At 65.3% G+C, this 18263-nt stretch carries 12 protein-coding genes and 3 pseudogenes; 8 read left to right on the top strand and 7 right to left on the bottom strand.

What is annotated here, in order from left to right:
• Positions 1 to 428: 428 nt before the first annotated feature.
• The 4 genes and pseudogenes from ACVILL_RS11325 to ACVILL_RS11310 all read right to left on the bottom strand — a co-directional run bounded on the left by ACVILL_RS11325 (position 429) and on the right by ACVILL_RS11310 (position 7168).
• On the bottom strand, positions 429 to 3581 hold the full coding sequence (locus ACVILL_RS11325; RefSeq protein WP_456729111.1) for an efflux RND transporter permease subunit: 3153 nt from the start codon (positions 3579 to 3581) through the stop codon (positions 429 to 431).
• A gap of 13 nt (positions 3582 to 3594) precedes the next feature.
• A pseudogene (locus ACVILL_RS11320) lies at positions 3595 to 4513 on the bottom strand (efflux RND transporter periplasmic adaptor subunit).
• A 274-nt stretch (positions 4514 to 4787) separates the two neighbouring features.
• Positions 4788 to 5441, bottom strand: coding sequence for an OmpA family protein (locus tag ACVILL_RS11315; protein WP_456729110.1), 654 nt, complete (start codon positions 5439 to 5441; stop codon positions 4788 to 4790).
• Between the two features lie 137 nt (positions 5442 to 5578).
• A complete protein-coding gene (locus ACVILL_RS11310) occupies positions 5579 to 7168 on the bottom strand; it encodes a caspase family protein (protein WP_456729109.1) in 1590 nt (529 codons plus the stop codon).
• Between the two features lie 476 nt (positions 7169 to 7644).
• On the opposite strand from ACVILL_RS11310, the gene ACVILL_RS11305 reads away from it, so the two are divergent.
• A complete protein-coding gene (locus ACVILL_RS11305; protein ID WP_456729108.1) occupies positions 7645 to 8451 on the top strand; it encodes an N-acyl homoserine lactonase family protein in 807 nt (268 codons plus the stop codon).
• Between the two features lie 54 nt (positions 8452 to 8505).
• Positions 8506 to 9393, top strand: a pseudogene (locus tag ACVILL_RS11300) (NAD(P)-dependent oxidoreductase); the annotation flags it as partial.
• A 211-nt stretch (positions 9394 to 9604) separates the two neighbouring features.
• Here the strand turns inward: ACVILL_RS11300 and ACVILL_RS11295 are convergent.
• On the bottom strand, positions 9605 to 10165 hold the full coding sequence (locus tag ACVILL_RS11295; protein ID WP_456729107.1) for a MarR family winged helix-turn-helix transcriptional regulator: 561 nt from the start codon (positions 10163 to 10165) through the stop codon (positions 9605 to 9607).
• Positions 10166 to 10344: 179 nt separating this feature from the next.
• Between ACVILL_RS11295 and ACVILL_RS11290 the strand changes: the two genes are divergently transcribed.
• From ACVILL_RS11290 to fahA, 5 genes and pseudogenes are all read left to right on the top strand, one after another.
• Entirely contained in the window at positions 10345 to 11973 is a 1629-nt protein-coding gene (locus ACVILL_RS11290; protein ID WP_456729106.1) for an FAD-dependent oxidoreductase, read from the top strand.
• A 9-nt stretch (positions 11974 to 11982) separates the two neighbouring features.
• Positions 11983 to 12210, top strand: coding sequence for a DUF2783 domain-containing protein (locus tag ACVILL_RS11285; RefSeq protein ID WP_050425419.1), 228 nt, complete (start codon positions 11983 to 11985; stop codon positions 12208 to 12210).
• A 28-nt stretch (positions 12211 to 12238) separates the two neighbouring features.
• Complete coding sequence (locus ACVILL_RS11280) at positions 12239 to 13192, top strand: MBL fold metallo-hydrolase (RefSeq protein ID WP_456729105.1); 954 nt, start codon at positions 12239 to 12241, stop codon at positions 13190 to 13192.
• A gap of 65 nt (positions 13193 to 13257) precedes the next feature.
• Positions 13258 to 14542 (top strand): annotated as a pseudogene (hmgA, locus tag ACVILL_RS11275) (homogentisate 1,2-dioxygenase).
• Between the two features lie 207 nt (positions 14543 to 14749).
• The gene (gene fahA / locus ACVILL_RS11270) at positions 14750 to 16021 is read left to right on the top strand and encodes a fumarylacetoacetase (RefSeq protein WP_456729104.1); all 1272 of its coding nucleotides are present in this window, start codon (positions 14750 to 14752) and stop codon (positions 16019 to 16021) included.
• A gap of 107 nt (positions 16022 to 16128) precedes the next feature.
• On the opposite strand, the gene ACVILL_RS11265 is transcribed toward fahA, so the two are convergent.
• Entirely contained in the window at positions 16129 to 16440 is a 312-nt protein-coding gene (locus ACVILL_RS11265; protein WP_456729103.1) for a DUF1272 domain-containing protein, read from the bottom strand.
• A gap of 86 nt (positions 16441 to 16526) precedes the next feature.
• Entirely contained in the window at positions 16527 to 17003 is a 477-nt protein-coding gene (locus ACVILL_RS11260; RefSeq protein ID WP_456729102.1) for an Lrp/AsnC family transcriptional regulator, read from the bottom strand.
• Positions 17004 to 17126: 123 nt separating this feature from the next.
• On the opposite strand from ACVILL_RS11260, the gene hppD reads away from it, so the two are divergent.
• Positions 17127 to 18245 carry a 4-hydroxyphenylpyruvate dioxygenase gene (gene hppD, locus ACVILL_RS11255; RefSeq protein ID WP_456729101.1) on the top strand — a complete coding sequence of 373 codons (1119 nt, stop codon included), beginning with the start codon at positions 17127 to 17129 and terminating at the stop codon, positions 18243 to 18245.
• Positions 18246 to 18263: the final 18 nt, after the last annotated feature.

Here is an 18263-nt window from a genome sequence, read left to right as displayed (position 1 = left end):
GACGGTGACGAGTGCCCCTGACACATAGGGGGGCCGTTGCGAGCGATGAGGCTTGCACGATTTCGGAATATTGGAAAAATACCCCTGAGTTGCCCGACGTGTCAAGTTGCCTTGTCGTACGCCGGCCGCCGTCAGCGCCTTTGCATGGGGTTGTTTTCGATATTTTGAAGCACGTCATCTCCAGATGTCGTCCCGGCGAAAGCCGGGACCCATACCGCGTGATCTATCGAAGGCGCGCCGGGGTTAGTTGTCCCTCACCGAGCATGACCGGTGGTTATGGGGCCCGGCCTTCGCCGGGACGACGGCGGTTATCGTTCCCGCACCTTCGCCAGCAGCGCCAGCCCGACCAGAAAAGACGCCACCAGCACCGCCATGCCCCGTCTGGCTCGCGGTCGCCGCGGTGACCGCGACGTGGGCGAGGCCCCAGTTCATTCCGCGGCGGGCGAGATCATGTTCGGCGGGCCGCCCTGCCGCTTGGTCTCGTCGGTCTTGTTCTCGCTCGGGGTCAGCTCGTGGTCGGCATGCGAGACCACGAGCCGCTTGCCGAAGCGCCAGATCAGGTTGCCGATATCGTCCATCACCATGAACATCGCCGGCACGAACACCAGCGACAGCACGGTCGAGAAGATCAGGCCGCCGATCACCGCGAGTGCCATCGGCGAGCGGAATTCGCCGCCGGCGCCGAATGCGAGCGCCGACGGCATCATGCCGGCGGCCATCGCGATCGTCGTCATCACGATCGGGCGGGCGCGCTTCATGCCGGCGTCGATCATGGCTTCCTCGCGCGCCTTGCCGTCGCGGATCGCCTCGACCGCGAACTCCACCAGCATGATGGCGTTCTTGGTGACGATGCCCATCAGCATCAGGATGCCGATCCACACCGGCGTGGTGAGCTGCTTGCCGGTCAGCAGCAGCGCACCGATCGCGCCGCCGATCGAGAGCGGCAGCGAGAACAGGATGGTGATCGGCTGCAGGAAGGTGCCGAACAGCAGCACCAGCACGGCATAGACCATCATCAGGCCGGCGGTGATCGCGGTGGCGAAGCCGTCGGACAGTTCGTTGAGGCTTTCGGCGTCGCCGGATGGGCTGACCTTCACGCCCTTCGGCAGGCTCTTCATGACCGGCAGGTCGTAGATCAGCTTGGTGGCATCGCCGAGCGCCGCATTGCCGACGAGGTCGGCCGCGACCGTGGCCTGCCGCTCGCGGTCGTAGCGGTTGATGCTGGTCGGGCCCTGGTCGAGCTGGATGTCGGCGACGACGGACAGCGGCACGCCGCCGCGTTCGCCGCGCTGGCCGAGCGGCACGCGCAGCTGCTGCAGCATCTGCAGATCGCTGCGCGCACTGTCCTCGAGCTGGACGCGGATCGGCACCTGGCGGTCGCCGGCGTCGAATTTGGCCAGCGCCGGGCCGACGTCGCCGATGGTGGCGACGCGGATGGTCTGCGACAGGCTCTCGGTCGAGACGCCGAGCCGCGCCGCGAGCTCGGCGCGCGGACGGATGCGCAGTTCGGGCCGGTCTAGCGCGGTCTCCGAGATCACGTTGGCGATGATCGGGATCCGCTTCATCTGCGTCGCGAGCTCGCTGGCGACGTTGTTGACGATGTTGCTGTCGGTGCCGGTCACCACCAGCGAGATGGCGCGCAGGCCGTTCTCGTCGAGGAACCAGAACCTGATGTCGGGAACGTTCTCGAGCTCCTTGCTGATCGACAGTTCGAGCTCGCGCTGGGTGATCTTGCGGTCCGCCTTCGGCGTGTAGTTGATGATCAGCGCGGCGCGGCGCACCTCCTGGATGCCCGGCGGCACGCGGCCGCCGTCGACGAACACGCTCCTCACCTCGGGCCGCTTGCGCAGGCGCGCCACGATCTCCTCGGTCACCTTCTCGGTGAAGGCGAGCTGCGAGCCGGGCGGCAGCTCCATCGCGAGCAGCGAGCGCGCGGTGTCCTGCGCCGGCAGGAAGCCCTGCGGCAGCAGCGTGATGCTCCAGATCGACGCCGCGAAGATCGCAAAGCCGATCAGCACGGTGATGAAATAGTGCTTCACCGACCAGGTGACGATGCTGTGATAGGTGCGCAGGATGCGGCCGGGCGGCGGGTCGTCGTGGTCATGGTGCTTGAGGAAATAGGCGGCCAGCATCGGCGTCACGAAGCGCGCGGCGAGCAGCGAGAAGAACACCTGCACCGAGACGGTGATGCCGAACTGCTTGAAGAACTGCCCGGCGATCCCCGACATGAAGCTCGCCGGTGCAAAGATCGCGATGATGGTGAGCGAGATCGCGATCACCGCAAGGCCGATCTCGTCGGCGGCTTCGAGCGCGGCCCGATAGGGCGTCTTGCCCATCCGCATATGGCGGACGATGTTCTCGATCTCGACGATGGCGTCGTCGACCAGGATACCGGTCGACAGCGTGATGGCGAGAAAGGAGACCAGGTTGAGCGAGAAGCCGAGCAGGTCCATCGCCCAGAATGCCGGGAAGATCGACAGCGGCAGCGAGACCGCGGCGATGATCGTGGCCCTGATGTCGCGCAGGAACAGCAGCACGATGATGACGGCGAGGATCGCGCCCTCGAACAAGGTCGAGATCGCGGCCTCGTAATTGCCCTTGGTGAACTCGACCGAAGTGTCGATCAGCTTGAGGTCGACGTCGGGATAGGCGACCTTCAGCGCGTCGATCCGCTTCTGCACCGCGGCCGCGACCACGACGTCGCTGGCGCCCTTGGAGCGCTTGATGCCGAGCGCCACCACCGGCTCGCCGTTGAAGCGGGCGAAGGTGCGGCGATCGGCGATCGTGTCGGTGACGGTGCCGAGATCGTCGAGCCGGATCTCGCCGCCGCCGAACAGCGGGATCATCGTGCCGGCGAGCTCGTTCAGCGTCTTGGCGCCGGCCAGGGTGCGGATCGCCTGGTCGTTCTTGCCGATCTCGGCGCGGCCGCCGGCGACGTCGACATTGGTGCCGCGCAGGATCTGGCTGACATTGACCGCGGTGAGCCCCACCGCCTGCAACTTGTCGGGATCGAGCGAGACCAGGATCTCGCGCTCGACACCGCCGATGCGCTCGACCTGGGCGACGCCGCGCACGCCCTGCAGCGCGCGCTTGACCACGTCGTCGACAAAATAAGACAGCTGCTCCGGCGTCTTGCCGGGCGAGATCGCGGCATAGGTCACGATCGGCAGCCCGATCACGTCGACGCGCTGGATCAGCGGCTCGGTGACGTTCTGCGGCAGGTTGGCGCGCACGCGCGTCACTGCGTCCTTGACGTCGTTGAGCGCGCGGTCGGTGTTGGTCTCCAGCGCGAACTGGATCGTGGTCACGGACACGCCATCGGTGATCGAGGACGAGATATGGCGCACGCCCTCGACGCCGGAGACGCCGTCTTCGATCGTCTTGGTGACCTGCGATTCAAGTTCCGAGGGCGCGGCGCCGAATTGCGACACCGCGACCGAGATCACCGGAATGTCGGCGCTCGGCAGCCGCGTCACAGCGAGCTTGGTGAAGGAGACCCAGCCCAGCACGAGCAGGATGATCGAGAAGACGATCGAGGGAAGCGGGTTCCGGATCGACCATGCCGAGATGTTCAAAGCCATTAGCGTGTCCGAATTACCGTGATCGCGTGCGATCGAGTTCGTCGGCGAACATGGTCTTGATCTGGTCGCCGTCATGCAGCGAGGTGCCAGCATCGGCCACGACGATTTCGCCGACGTCGAGGCCTTCAAGGATTTCGGTCGAGGTGTCCGAGGTCAGCCCGACGCGCACCCTGCGGGTCTCGACCGTGTTGCCTTTCACGGCCTGCAAGGTCAAACGGTCGATCGCGGTGCGCGGCACCGCGACGCCGCAGGAGCGCTTGGCGTCGATATTGGCGCGCGCGAACATGCCGACCTTCAGCGACGGATTGTTGTTGATGGTGATGCGGACGTGCCCGAGCTGGGTGGCGCGGTCGACCTGCGGCGAGATCTGGCGCACCTTGCCGACGATGTCGGGCGCGTCGTCGCGGCTGATCCGGACATTGGCGCCGGGATTGAGCTTCAGGAGCTGGAAGCCCGGCACCTCGGCATCGAGCTCGATCTCGTTGTTGACGGCGATCTTGAACATCGGGGGCCCCCTGCGGCGAGGCCGGCGCGCCGGGCGCGGTGCGCACCTCGGTGACGAGCCCGGCCGCCGGCGCCCGCAGCACGATCGGCTTGGCATTGCTCTGGGCGGCCTGCTGCGGCGGCGGGGTCAGCCGCGCCAGTTCCTGGTTCTCGGTCACGGTGTCACCCTCGCGGACCAGCACGTCGATGACCTTGGAGCCGTCCTGATCGACATTCACCTGCGCCTCGCGGCGCGGCACGATGAAGCCGGTGACGCGGACCATGTCGGAGAAGCAGGCATTGGTCGATTTGGTCACTACGACCAGCGCCTGGCCCGGCGTCTCCTTCTCCTCCGGATGGGAGCGGTGGTCGAAGGCGTAATAGGCGACAGCCAGCGCGAGGAAAACCACGGTGCCGAGCGCAGGCTTGAGGTATTGGGAAAAGTTCATCGCCTGATCAATCCAGAACTTGGCGCGTATCGACAGGGGCTGTCTTGGGCGCTCGTCGAAGTCTCATCACGCCCGCCATCGTATTCCTTGAGCATGCGGAAGGCCGGTGTCCATTGTTCCGGATCAAGCCCTGACGTCATGTGAGGCGGGTCACCTGTGGGCCGCTCTGGGCTTCTGCCCTCAAGCAAATGCGCCCCGCCGGGGTGCGGGACGCATTGTAACCTCAAAAAGCGGCTACGCCACCGCCCATCACATCCGGATCATTTGGACCAGATCACTTCGACGCCGTGTCCTTGTTTTCGACGTTGACCACCTGCACGCGCCGGTTCACCTCGGCCATCGGGTGGCTCGGGTCCTTCAGCTTGCTCTTGCCATAGCCGACGGTGACGAGATCGGTGCCGTTGATGCCATATTTGTCGACCAGATAGCGCTTGACGGCGTCGGCACGGCGCTCCGAGAGGCCCTGGTTGTAGTCGTCGCCGCCGGCGGCGTCGGTGTGGCCGGCGACCACGAAGGTCGAGCCCTTCAGATCCTGATTGGTCAGAGCGCGGCCGAGCGCCTGCACCGATGGCAGTGACTTCGCGCTGATGTTGGCCGAGTTGTAGTCGAAGTTGATCTCGAGATCGATCTTGGGCTTGTCCTGCACGATGGTCGCGATTTCCTCGCGCTCGGTCGAGGACAGCGAGCGGGTGGCGCGGCCGCGGACGCTCTGCACGAATTTGGCCTGGTCGGCGTTCAGGCCGGGCGAGGTGGTCTGCGAGCCGGCCGAAAGGCCGCGGGTCAGCGGCTTCTTCTCGGGCGTCAGCGCCTTGATGATCTGATCCTCGGTGACATCGTCACCGGCGCGGGCGGCGGCCATGCCGAGCGCCAGCGCGGCGCCGACGGTCATGATGGAAAGGATCGCGGCTTTCGCCGACGGTTTGAACATTTCGGTCACTCCTGCGCAGGCTCGCGCGGTTCCAACGACTATCCGGATTGATTGCCGGCACCGGCCCGGCACGCACCCTCCGATTAGTCGCGCCAATCCATCGGCGGTTCGAGCCTCGGGCAGGCCCCGGTCCATGATCACTGCACGCCGTAGTCGGCGAATTCCTTGACGATGTTCGGGTCCATCGCCTTGGCGTTGGCGATGTCGAGATCGCCTTCCGCGACCGCGCCGTTGCGCTTCTTGGCGAGGCCGCGCCCGTACAGCGACGAGGTCAGCCGCGGGTTGATCTTCAGCGCGGCATCGAAATCGGCGATGGCGTTCTTGTTCTGCCCGCCCTTCAGGTTCATCAGCCCGCGGCTGTCGAGCGCATCGACGAAATTCGGCCGCAGCCGCAGCGCCTCGTTGCAGTCCTTCAGCGCCGCCTGCAGGTCGCCGATCACGGTGCGGACCCAGCAGCGATTGTTGTAGGCCTCGACATCCTTCGGGTTCAGCCGCAGCGAATTGGTGAAGTCCTTCACCGCGAGGTCGTAGGCGCCCTTGCTGGCATAGACCTGGCCGCGGCGATACAGCGCAGCCGCGTCATCCGGGTTCTTGTCCAGCCTGTCGCTCAGGCTCTTGATCGTCGGATCATCGGCGAGCGCAGGCGAACTGCTCGGGACCGGGGTGGGCTGGATCACCACCGGCGGCGGAGGTGCGGGCGGCGGAAGGGCGATCTCGGGCGCCTTGGGCGCGGGCGATGGTGAGGCCGGCGCCGTTGCCACGGACGGCTTTGGCGGTGCAGGCGTCGGCGTCGGCGCGGCTGCCGCGGGAGGCGTCGGCGTTGCCGCGGGCGGTGTCGGTGTTGCTGCCGGCGGAGCCGGGGGAGGCGTGACCGGCGGTGCGGCCGCCACCTCGGGCGATGCGGCGGGTGCGGGCGCAGCGTTCGACGGTCCGCCTGCGCCGCTCGGAGTGGCTGCGCCGCTTTGAGTGGTGGCGCCGCCTGGAATGAACGAGAAGTCCTCGGCCAGTGACGACGAGATCCACGGCACCTGTTCCTGCCGCGAGGCCCGGGTCACGCCGACGCGGGTGCGGTTCAGCGTTTCCTCCGCCATCAGGTCGGGGGTGCGGATCTCCTTCAGGAGTTCCCGCACGAACAGGCTGCGGTCGCTGCCATTGTCCGAGACGACCGACGACAGTGCGGCTGAGTACATCACCAGCGTGCCGTTGGGCGCGATGACAGGGGCAAGCCCCGCCGAGAAGCTGCGGAAGCGGCGCTCGAACGGGTTGCGCCTGGAGGCGTCGATCAGGGCGATCTTCACCCCGGCGCCGCGGCTGTTGATCTCGCCGAGCACGGTCTCGAGGCTGAAGCCGTCGCGGCGGACGTCGGCCTCGGCCCAGATCTGCGCGTCGATCGGGATCATGTAGCTCTGCCGGTTCGACTGGATGCCGTAACCGGAGAAGAAGATCAGCGCGACCGAGCCCGGCTTGATCTTGCCGTAGAGCCGGTCGAAGGCGCGGCGCATGCCGTCGCCGGTCAGGTTCTCGCCGACCTCGACGGTGAAGCCGTCACGCTTGAGCTCGTCGGCGACGTCACGGGCGTCGTTGACCGGCTCCTTCAGCGGGGCGTCGGCGTCGGGATATTTGGCGTTGCCGATCACCAGCGCGAAACGGTCGCCGGCGGCGAAGGAAGGGAGAGGCGACGCGATTGCAAAAATCAGCGTGGCGAGCAAGGCAAGGCGGATTTTCATAATCGCGGCAAATCCAGATCGCGGCATTCCAATGAAATGGCGCCGCTTCCAGCCTGCGCCTCGGGAACCTTACTCTAGAGCCTTTTCCGTTCCGATGGAAATCGGAACGGGGCTCTAGAATCTTGTTTTTGACGCGTTTTCTTCACGCGAACCGGTCGCCGCTTCGCTCGAAAACGCTCTCGTGAAAATCCATTATCAAACCACGGCCAAATCCCCGTCAACGGCTTGCGGCAGCGTCGCTTATCGCGATGACCTCAGCGAGACCGCAGTGCAACAGCATGCGGTCATGGCGGCTATCGCCATCGCGGCATGGTGCTGGTTCCCGCGCGCCGATAATGTGATTGCACTCACAAAGGGCTTGGCCGCCCTGTCATGCGCTCGTCGCACTCCGCGCGGTTTGACCTTTGCGCGAGGCGATGGCTTTGTGTCCGGGACGGCAAGCCATTCCAACAAGACCGCAAACAAGAGCGAAACCGATGGGAAACGCCTACGAAATCTACGCCCTTCGCTATGCGACGATGTCGCCGCGCACGCCCCACCTCAACTTCCTGGTCCCCGATCCGCACGACACCACCGCGCAGGATCTCGATTATTTCGTCTGGCTGATCCGCGGCCACGGCCGCGACATCCTGGTCGACACCGGCTTCAACGCCGAGGAGGCCAAGGCGCGCGCCCGCAAGCTGACGCTCAACCCGGTCGACGCGCTGGCCGGCTTCGGCGTCAGCGCGGACTCGATCCGTGACGTCATCGTCACCCATCTGCATTATGACCATGCCGGCAATCTGGATCGCTTCCCGAACGCCAAATTCCATCTGCAGGAACGCGAGATGAGCTACGCGACCGGCCGCTGCATGTGCAACGGCATGCTGCGCCATCCGTTCTCGATTGAACACGTCACGCAGATGGTGCGCCACGTCTATGGCGAGCGCGTCACCTTCCATTCCGGCGACGGCGAGATCGCGCCCGGCGTCACCGTGCATCGCGTCGGCGGCCACTCCGACGGCCTGCAGGTGGTGCGGGTCGAGACCGCGCGCGGCCCGGTCGTGCTGGCGTCCGACGCCGCGCATTATTATGCGAACCTGCACAAGAAGAGCCCGTTCCCGATCGTCTACAATGTCGGCGACATGGCGCAGGGCTGGGAGACCGTCGAGCGGCTCGCCGGTCATCCCGACCGCTTCATCCCCGGCCATGATCCGATCGTCAGCGAGATCTATCCGCGTGCCAGCGACAAGGTCGATGCGTTCGCGCTGCATCTGGCGCCGTCGCGATCGTTCGCGAAATAGCCTCGCCGATCAGGCGAGGCGCATCTCCATCCTCTCAAGAAACGTCAAAGAAGAAGCGATATGACTGACTACAAGACTCTCGGGTTCATCGGCCTCGGCGTGATGGGTGAGCCGATTTGCCGCAACCTGGTCAAGAGGAGCGGCAAGCGCGTCGTGGTGTTCGACCTCGCGGCCGAGCCGCTGCAGCGCCTGCGCGCCGACGGCGCCGAGGTAGCCTCCTCGGTCGCCGACGTCATCAAGCAGAGCGACGTGCTGTTCCTCTGCCTGCCGAGCGCCAGGCACGTGCGCGCGGTGTTCGAAGGCGACGGCATTTTGAAGAATGCGCGGAGTGGCCAGGTCGTGGTCGATCTTGGCACCTCCTCAGTGAGCCAGACCCGTGACTTTGCCGCGCAGTTGCAGGCCAGGGGCGCGGCCTGGGCCGATGCGCCGATCGCGCGCACGCGGCAGGCGGCGCAGGACGGCACGCTCAGCGTGATGGTCGGCGCGGTGCCCGCGCTCTATGCCGCGATCGAGCCCTTGATCCGCTGCTTCGCCACCGACGTCACCAATTGCGGCGACGTCGGCGCCGGGCAGGTGACCAAGATCCTCAACAACATGGTGCTGTTCGAGACCGTGAACGCGCTGGCTGAGGCCGTCGCGGTGGCGAAGCACAATGGCGTCGATCCAAAACTGCTGCTCGAAACCCTGTCGAAGGGCTCGGCCGACAGTTTTGCGCTGCGCAACCACGGCATGAAGTCGATCGTGCCGGGCATCTTTCCGGAGCGCGCGTTCTCGACCGAATATGCGCTGAAGGATCTGTCCTACGCACTGGAGCTCGCCGCCGACGCCGGCATCAAGATCCGCGGCGCGGAGCTGATCGGCACGGTGCTGCAGGAGGCGATCGACAAGGGATCGAAGGACAATTATTTCCCTGTCATCGCGAAGCATATCGACGGAGCGTAGGTCTTGCGTCGCAAGAGCTTCGCGGCTCTCGTTGTGTTGAAGCGCGAAGCCAACCCCAACGTCGTCCTGGCGAAAGCCAGGACCCATAACCACAAATGTCGACTGTTGCGCTTCGCTGGAACGACGATCCGCTTTCACAACTCCGGCTGCGGCGTATGGGTCCTGGCTTTCGCCAGGACGACAGCGGAGTGTGCGCCTAGGGCGGTGTGGCCTAATACGCGTCCTTCGCGTCGGCCTCTTCGCTGGTCTGCACCAGCTCGAGGCTGCTCTCGACCTTGCCGAGCAGGCGTCCGAGGTCGCGGCGTTCCTGCGCGGAGAGGCAGGACAGCATCTCCTGCTCCTTGCGCAGCAAACGCGGGATCAGCTCCTCGTACAGCGTCTGGCCCTTCTTGGTCAGTTGCAGGCGGAATTCGCGGCGGTCGTCGGCGTTCTCGACGCGCTCGACGATCTCGCGCTCCATCAGTGCCGACACCGCGCGGCTGATGGTGGATTTATGCGTGCGGGTGCAATGCGCGATGTATTGCGCGCTGCAGGGATCGCTGCGGAAGCCGAGCGTCGCAAGCACGCGCCACTCCGGAATATCGAGGCCGTAGCGCGCCTGATATTCGCTCGACAGTGCCGAGGAGACCTCGGCCGCCAGCCGATTCAGGCGGAACGGCATGAAGTGAAAGAGATCGAGACGCTTCTTCGTCGGCGCGACATCGTCGCGCGCATCGGCTTCCAGGGCGCTGCGCGTCCGGGCTGGAGGCTGGCTTGCAGAGGTCCTGGCCAAAAATTCCTCCAATTTGAGTTGACGGCGGCCCCGGTCGGGGGTTTAAGATAGTTGCAGGTGAGACTAATTTAGCAAGGTCGCGTCCGGCTCGCAAGGTGCCCCTCGCAAACCGGTCACACAAGCCGCAGCCAAAGGCCGGCACCAGGGAACATCCAGGGTCACGCATTTAGGGTCACGCAATGGCATCAGCCAATACGGCACCGGCCAAAACCCAGTTCGGCTATCGTCGCCACCCCGACCAGGACCGGTCGGGCGCCAACGTGGCGGAGCATCCGGTCGTCGTGGTCGGCGCCGGACCGGTGGGGTTGTCGCTCGCGATCGACCTCGCCCAACGCGGCCAGCGCGTCGTGCTGCTCGACGATGCCGACCGGATCGGCGAGGGCTCGCGCGCGATCTGCTTCTCGAAGCGCTCGCTGGAGTTCTGGGATCGCCTCGGCGTCGGCGACCGCATGGTCGAGAAGGGCGTGGTGTGGAGCGTCGGCAAGATCTTTCACGGCGCCTCGCTGCTCTACCAGTTCAATCTGCTTCCTGAGGAAGGCCACAAGCGGCCCGCCTTCATCAATTTGCAGCAGTTCTATGCCGAGGCGTATCTGGTCGACCGGGTCGAGCAGCTGCCCGGCATTGACCTGCGCTGGCGCAACAAGGTGGTCGCGCTGGAGAGCCGCAATGACGGCGTTGCGCTGACCATCGCAACACCCGAAGGGTCCTACCAGGTGCACGCGTCGTTTGTCGTCGCCTGCGACGGCGCCCGCTCGTCGCTGCGGCAGATGGTCGGCGCGGAGTTTGCGGGACAGGTGTTCGAGGATCAGTTCCTGATCGCCGACGTCAAGATGACGGCGGCTTTCCCGACCGAGCGCTGGTTCTGGTTCGATCCGCCGTTCCACGCGGGGCGCTCGGCGTTGCTGCACAGGCAGCCGGACGACATCTGGCGCATCGATCTGCAGCTCAATCCGGACGCCGATCCGGTCGCCGAGAAGCAGCCGGAGAATGTCCGGCCGCGGATCGAACGCATGCTCGGGCATGACAAGTTCGAGTTCGAATGGATCTCGCTGTACAAGTTCCAGTGCCGCCGGATGGCCAAATTCATCCATGGCCGCGTGATCTTCGCCGGCGATTCCGCGCACCAGGTGTCGCCGTTCGGCGCGCGCGGCGCCAATTCCGGGCTCGAGGATGCCGAGAATCTGGCGTGGAAGCTCGACCGCGTGCTGCGCCGGCTGTCGCCGGAAGGCTTGCTGGAGAGCTATCACATCGAGCGCAGCGCGGCGGCGGACGAGAACATCCGCGAGTCGACCCGCTCGACCGACTTCATGGCGCCGGTGACGAAGCAGGAGGCGCGGTTGCGGCAGGCGGTGCTGTCGCTCGCCAAGGATACCGAATTCGGCAAGCGCATGGTCAATGGCGGCCGCCTGTCGGTGCCGTCGGTCTACGACACGCCGCTGTCGAGCGGCGATCGCGATGATTGGCGCGGCGGCCCGCGGCCGGGCGCCTCGATGCTGGACGCGCCGGTGACGGAGCCGGGCGGTGGTTCCAGCTATCTGACCGACGTTTTCATCAGGCAGGGAACGCGCTTCACGCTGCTGGAGTTTGGTAATGGCGCGGCCGCCGATGTACCCGATGGCGTCGGCACGATCCGGGTTGGCGGCGAGGGCGGCCTGATCGATGCGCAAGGTCTTGCCGCCAAGCGCTACGACGCCGTATCAGGCACCGCCTATCTGCTGCGGCCGGACGGCTATGTCGCGGCACGTTTCCGCAACGCCGCACGGCCGGCCCTCGATGCGGCGCTGGCGCGCGCAGCCGGCCTGAACTGAGGACCCCTCATGGCGCTGTCGACCAGTTCGAACTTCGCAAAGCCCGATGACGCCTTCCGCGCCATCGTCGAGGCGCATCGCGGCCTCACCGACGCACAGAGCGCCGATCTCGATGCCGCGCTGGTCCTGGTGCTCGCCAACCATATCGGCGATCTCGATGTGCTGCGCGAGGCGATCGCGCTGGCGAAGCGGCGGACGCTGGACGCGAGCCAGCAGCAACAACAGCAACAACAATAGCACTGATCAAACGGACAGGATTGAACTGATGGCCAAAGGTTTCGCATCGACCACCGACCTCGCGGAGAAGAAGGTCACCTTCTCCGAGATCGGCACCGATCTCTACGCCTTCACCGCCGAGGGCGACCCCAACACCGCCGTGATCGTCGGCGACGACGGCTGCCTGGTGTTCGACGCGCAGGCGACGCCGGCGATGGCGAACAAGGTGATCGAGCGGGTCAAGACCGTCACCGACAAGCCGATCAAATATGTCGTGCTGTCGCATTATCACGCGGTGCGCGTGCTCGGCGCCTCGGCCTACAAGGCGCAGGGCATTGTCGCCTCGCAGGAGACCTATCGCCTGATCGAGGAACGCGGCCAGCAGGATTGGGATTCCGAGTACGGCCGCTTCCCGCGCCTGTTCCAGGATGCGGCGAGCATTCCCGGCCTGACCTGGCCGACGCTGACCTTCGAGGGCGAGATGTCGATCTATCTCGGCAAGCGCGAGGTGCGGCTGATGCAGCTCGGCGCCGGCCATACCTCGGGCGACATCGTCGCCTGGGTGCCGGACGCCGAGGTGATGTTCTCGGGCGATCTCATCGAGTACCACTCGGCCTGCTATTGCGGCGATGCGCATCTGCGCGAATGGCCGATGACCTTGAACGAGATCCGCGCCTTCAATCCGAAGGCGATCGCGCCGGGCCGCGGCGACGCGCTGAAGGGCCTCGAGACCGGGCGCGATGCGATCGCGATGACCCGCGATTTCGTCACCACGCTCTACGGCGCCGCCGAATCGTCCGTCGCCAAGGGCCGCAGCCTGAAGGAATCGATGGCGGCGACGCGCGAGGTGATGGATCCGAAATTCTCGAGCTTCGCGATCTACGAGCACTGCCTGCCGTTCAACGTTTCGCGCGCCTATGACGAGGCGTCGGGGATCGACGATCCCGTGATCTGGACCGACAAGCGCGACCAGGAAATGTGGGCCGCCCTGCAAGGAGGATAGCGATGAACATCAATACCTCGCCTGATCAGATCGTGCGCAACTCGGGGCAGGTGACCCCGGGCTACATGTCCGGCTTCGGCAACAGCTTTGAGACCGAGGCACTCCCCGGCGCGCTGCCGATGGGGCGCAACTCGCCGCAGCGCTGCGCCTACGGGCTCTACGCCGAGCAATTGTCCGGCTCGCCGTTCACGGCGCCGCGCGGCACCAATGAGCGCTCCTGGCTGTACCGCATCCGCCCGTCGGTGCGGCATTCCGGCCGCTTCGCCAAGGCCGATGCCGGGTTGTGGCGCACCGCGCCGTGCCACGAATACGACATGCCGATCGCGCAATTGCGCTGGGACCCGGCACCGATCCCGAAGGAGGACATGACCTTCCTGCAGGGCGTGCAGACCATGACCACCGGCGGGCGATGCGAATACACAAGCCGGCATGGCCGCGCACGTCTATCTCATCACCAAGTCGATGGTCGATCAGCATTTCTACAATGCCGACGGCGAGATGATGTTCGTGCTGCAGCAGGGCAATCTGCGCTTCGTCACTGAATTCGGCCGCATCGATGCCGAGCCGGGCGAGATCGTGGTGATCCCGCGCGGCGTCAAATTCCGTGTGGAAATTCCCGGCGGCCCGGCGCGCGGCTATCTCTGCGAGAATTACGGCGGCGCCTTCACGCTGCCGGAGCGCGGCCCGATCGGCGCCAATTGCCTGGCCAATTCGCGCGACTTCCTGACGCCGGTGGCGAGCTACGAGGACAAGGATACGCCGACCGAGCTCTACGTGAAATGGGGCGGCGCGCTGTTCAAGACGCAGCTCGCCCATTCGCCGATCGACGTGGTCGCCTGGCACGGCAATTACGCGCCCTACAAATACGATCTCCGCACCTTTTCGCCGGTCGGCGCGATCGCTTTCGATCATCCCGATCCCTCGATCTTCACGGTGCTGACCTCGCCATCGGAGACCGCGGGCACCGCGAATATCGACTTCGTGATCTTCCCTGAGCGCTGGATGGTGGCCGACAACACCTTCCGTCCGCCGTGGTACCACATGAACATCATGTCGGAGTTCATGGGCCTGATCTACGGCGTCTACGACGCCAAGCCGCAGGGTTTTGTGCCGGGCGGCATCTCGCTGCACAATTGCATGCTGCCGCACGGCCCCGACCGCGAAGCCTTCGAGCATGCCAGCAACAGCGAGCTGAAGCCTGTGAAACTGACCGGCACCATGGCCTTCATGTTCGAGACGCGTTTCCCGCAGCGCGTGACGCAGCATGCCGCGACCTCGTCGACGCTGCAGGATGATTACTCGGATTGCTGGAAGGGCTTGGAGAAGAAGTTCGACCCGAACAAGCCGTGATCTTACCCTCCCCTGGAGGGGGAGGGTCGGTTCGCATGCAGCGAAGCGGAATGCGAAACGGGGTGGGGTGATCTCTCAACACGGGCGGAGCGTTCGCGGATAGACCGTCACCCCACCCCGCCGCTCATTTCATTCGCGTCGACCCTCCCCCTCCAGGGGAGGGTGAAGAAGATCAGCTGTTGCACCAGATTGCACATCGGAACCCCTATGCCCCACCCCAACGACCCAAAACTCCGCTCCTTCATCGACGTCGCGCCGACCTCCGACTTCCCGATCCAGAACCTGCCCTACGGCGTGTTCTCGTCAAAGGACGGCCTTGCGCCGCGCGTCGGCGTTGCGATCGGCGATTATGTGCTCGACCTCTGGGAGCTCGAGCAGGAATCTCGGCTCGATGTCGGGCCGCTCGGCGTGTTCTCGCAGCCGTCGCTCAATGCCTTCATGGCGCTCGGGCCGAAGGTGTGGTCGGCGACGCGGGCGCGCATCAGCGAGCTGTTGCGCTCCGATCATCCGGAGCTGCGCGACAACAGGGAGTTGCGGGCGCGGGCGCTGGTGCCGATGGCTGACGTCAAGCTGCACATGCCGTTTGCCGTTTCGGGCTACACCGATTTCTATTCGTCGAAGGAGCACGCCACCAATGTCGGCGTCATGTTCCGCGGCAAGGACAACGCGCTGCAGCCGAACTGGCTGCACATGCCGATCGGCTATAACGGCCGCGCCTCGACCGTCGTTGTGAGCGGCACCAAGGTCAAGCGGCCGCGCGGCCAGCTGAAGCCGCCGACCGCGGAGGTGCCGAGCTTCGGCGCCTGCAAGCGGCTCGACTTCGAGCTCGAGATGGGGGTCATCGTCGGGCAGCCCTCGGCGATGGGCGAGATGCTCACCGAGCAGCAGGCCGAGGAGATGATCTTCGGCTTCGTGATCCTCAACGACTGGAGCGCGCGCGACATCCAGCAGTGGGAATACGTGCCGCTCGGCCCGTTCCAGGCCAAGGCGTTCGCAACCTCGATCAGCCCGTGGGTGGTGACGCGCGAGGCGCTGGAGCCGTTCCGGATGCGGGGCCCGGCGCAGCAGCCGGAGCCGCTCGCTTACCTCAAGCAGGCCCAGCCGAACAATTACGACATGCAGCTCGATGTCGCGCTTCGGGCAGGCGCGATGAACGAGGCGAAGACGATCTGCAGCACCAATTTCAAATACATGTACTGGTCGTCGGTGCAGCAGCTCGTGCACCACGCCTCCTCAGGCTGCGCGATGAATGTCGGCGATCTCCTGGGGTCCGGTACGATCTCCGGCCCCGAAAAGCATCAGCGCGGCAGCCTGCTTGAAATCAGCTGGAACGGCACCGAGCCCGTCGAGCTTGCCAGTGGCGTGACGCGCTCGTTCCTCGAAAACGGCGACTCGCTCATCATGCGCGGCTGGTGCCAGGGCGACGGCTATCGCGTCGGCTTTGGCGAGGTTGAAGGCACCATCGTCGCGGCGGAGTGAGTTTGTTTCTTCGTCATTGCGAGGAGCGCAGCGACGAAGCAATCCATCTGTCATCGTACGCGGAGCGATGGATTGCTTCGCTACGCTCGCAATGACGGCGAAAAGTCCTAGCGCTCCTCCGGCCTGATATCCCTTAAACGTGCCGTATTCGCCGCGCAGTCCTCGAGGCTGTATTTCAGATGCACCCGCTTGTCCGACGGGGGCTGGTTGACCGTGCAGACGCCGGGCCGCCACGGCTTGGCCGGGCGGATCGGCCGCGGCGCAAAGCCGCCGCCGCAGTTCGGGCAGACATTGCCGAGCCTGGTCTCGGCGCAGTCCGCACAGAACGTGCATTCATAGGAGCAGATTCGCGCGTCGACGGCGCTCGGTGGCAGGTCCTTGTCGCAATATTCGCAGTTCGGTCGCAGCTGCAGCGCCATGGTCGTCTCTCTTGCCGGATGCTGGAGGAATGATCGCAAATCGGAGCGGGAAAGCGAATGACGTATTTCCCTCGTTTCCCGCCGGATCAGGCCGTTAGCGCCTTCAGCGGCAGCCTGGTGCTCTCCTTCAGGCGGTCGAGCACGATCGACGAGCGCACATGGGCCACGCTCTGGTGCGGCATCAGCACGTTGTTGACGATGTCGGACAGGCTCTTGAGGTCGCGCAGCATCACCTTGAGCACGTAGTCGGCATCCCCCGTCAGCGCATAGGCCTCCTGGATGTCGTCGACGCGGTTGACCAGCTCGCGAAACCGCTTGGCGTTGTCGGGCGAGTGGGTCGCGAGCGTGATGTGGATGAAGGCGATCAGGCCGAAGCCGAGTGCCTCGCCAGCGAGGTCGGCGTGGTAGCCCGCGATCACCTTTTCCTCCTCCAGCCGCATCCGGCGCCGCGAGCATTGCGAGGCGGACAGCCCCACCAGGTCGGCCAGCTGCTGGTTGGTCAGCCGGCCGTCATCCTGCAGCGCGGCGAGCATTTTGAGGTCGAAGGCGTCGACGTCAGGCATGCGTAGATTGTCCAGTTCATGCACGGATCGTGCGCGATATTAGCAAAACAAGCCTCATTTTGCACTCACGTTGCGCAGCAAGTGACGGAAACTGATCTCCAGACAAATCAGGGAGTTACCGCCATGGGTCCGTTTCCGCACGATGCGCCGCCGGCCGAAATCAGCGCCGAGAATCCGATGGGCACCGACGGCTTCGAGTTCGTCGAATACGCCCACCCCAATCCGGCTGAGCTGCACGCGCTGTTCAAGCTGATGGGCTTCGTCGCGGTCGCCCGCCACCGGACCAAGGCGATCACGGTCTACCGCCAGGGCGACGTCAACTATCTCGTCCACGAGGAGCCCGGCAGCCACGGCTTCAACTTCGTCGCCGCGCACGGCCCCTGCGCGCCGTCGATGGCATTTCGCGTGGTCGATGCGAAGCACGCCTATGAGCGCGCGATCGCGCTCGGTGCCGAGCCGGCCGACGTCTCGTCGGCCGAGAAGACGCTCGACGTGCCCGCGATCAAGGGCATCGGCGGCAGCCTGCTCTATTTCGTCGACCGCTACGGCGCCAAGGGCTCGGCCTATGATGCCGAGTTCGAATGGCTCGGCGCAGAGAACCCGCGTCCCGCGGGCTCCGGGCTCTATTACATCGATCACCTCACCCACAACGTCCATCGCGGCCGCATGGATGTCTGGACCGGCTTCTACGCAAAACTGTTCAACTTCCGCCAGATCCGCTTCTTCGACATCGAGGGCCGCGCGTCCGGCCTGTTCTCCCGCGCGCTCACCAGCCCGGACGGCAAGATCCGGATCCCGATCAACGAGGACGCCGGCGATTCCGGGCAGATCGAGGAATATCTCAACGTCTATCGCGGCGAGGGCATCCAGCACATCGCCTGCGGCGCGCGCGACATCCACGCGACGGTCGAGAGGTTGCGCGCGGACGGGCTGCCGTTCATGCCGTCGCCGCCCGACACCTATTTCGAGCGGATCGACGCCCGCCTGCCGAAGCATGGCGAGGACGTCGCGCGGCTCCAGACCAACGGTATCCTGATCGACGGCGAGGGCGTGGTCGACGGCGGCCAGACCAAGGTGCTGCTGCAGATCTTCTCGGCGAACGCGATCGGGCCGATCTTCTTCGAATTCATCCAGCGCAAGGGCGACGACGGTTTTGGCGAAGGCAACTTCAAGGCGCTGTTCGAATCGATCGAGGAAGACCAGATCCGCCGTGGCGTGCTGAAGGTCGATCACGCGGCGTAGCTGCTGTCATTCCGGGAC

The sequence above is a fragment of the Bradyrhizobium sp. USDA 3364 genome (assembly GCF_054056355.1).
This window is presented reverse-complemented; position numbering and strand designations above follow the sequence as displayed.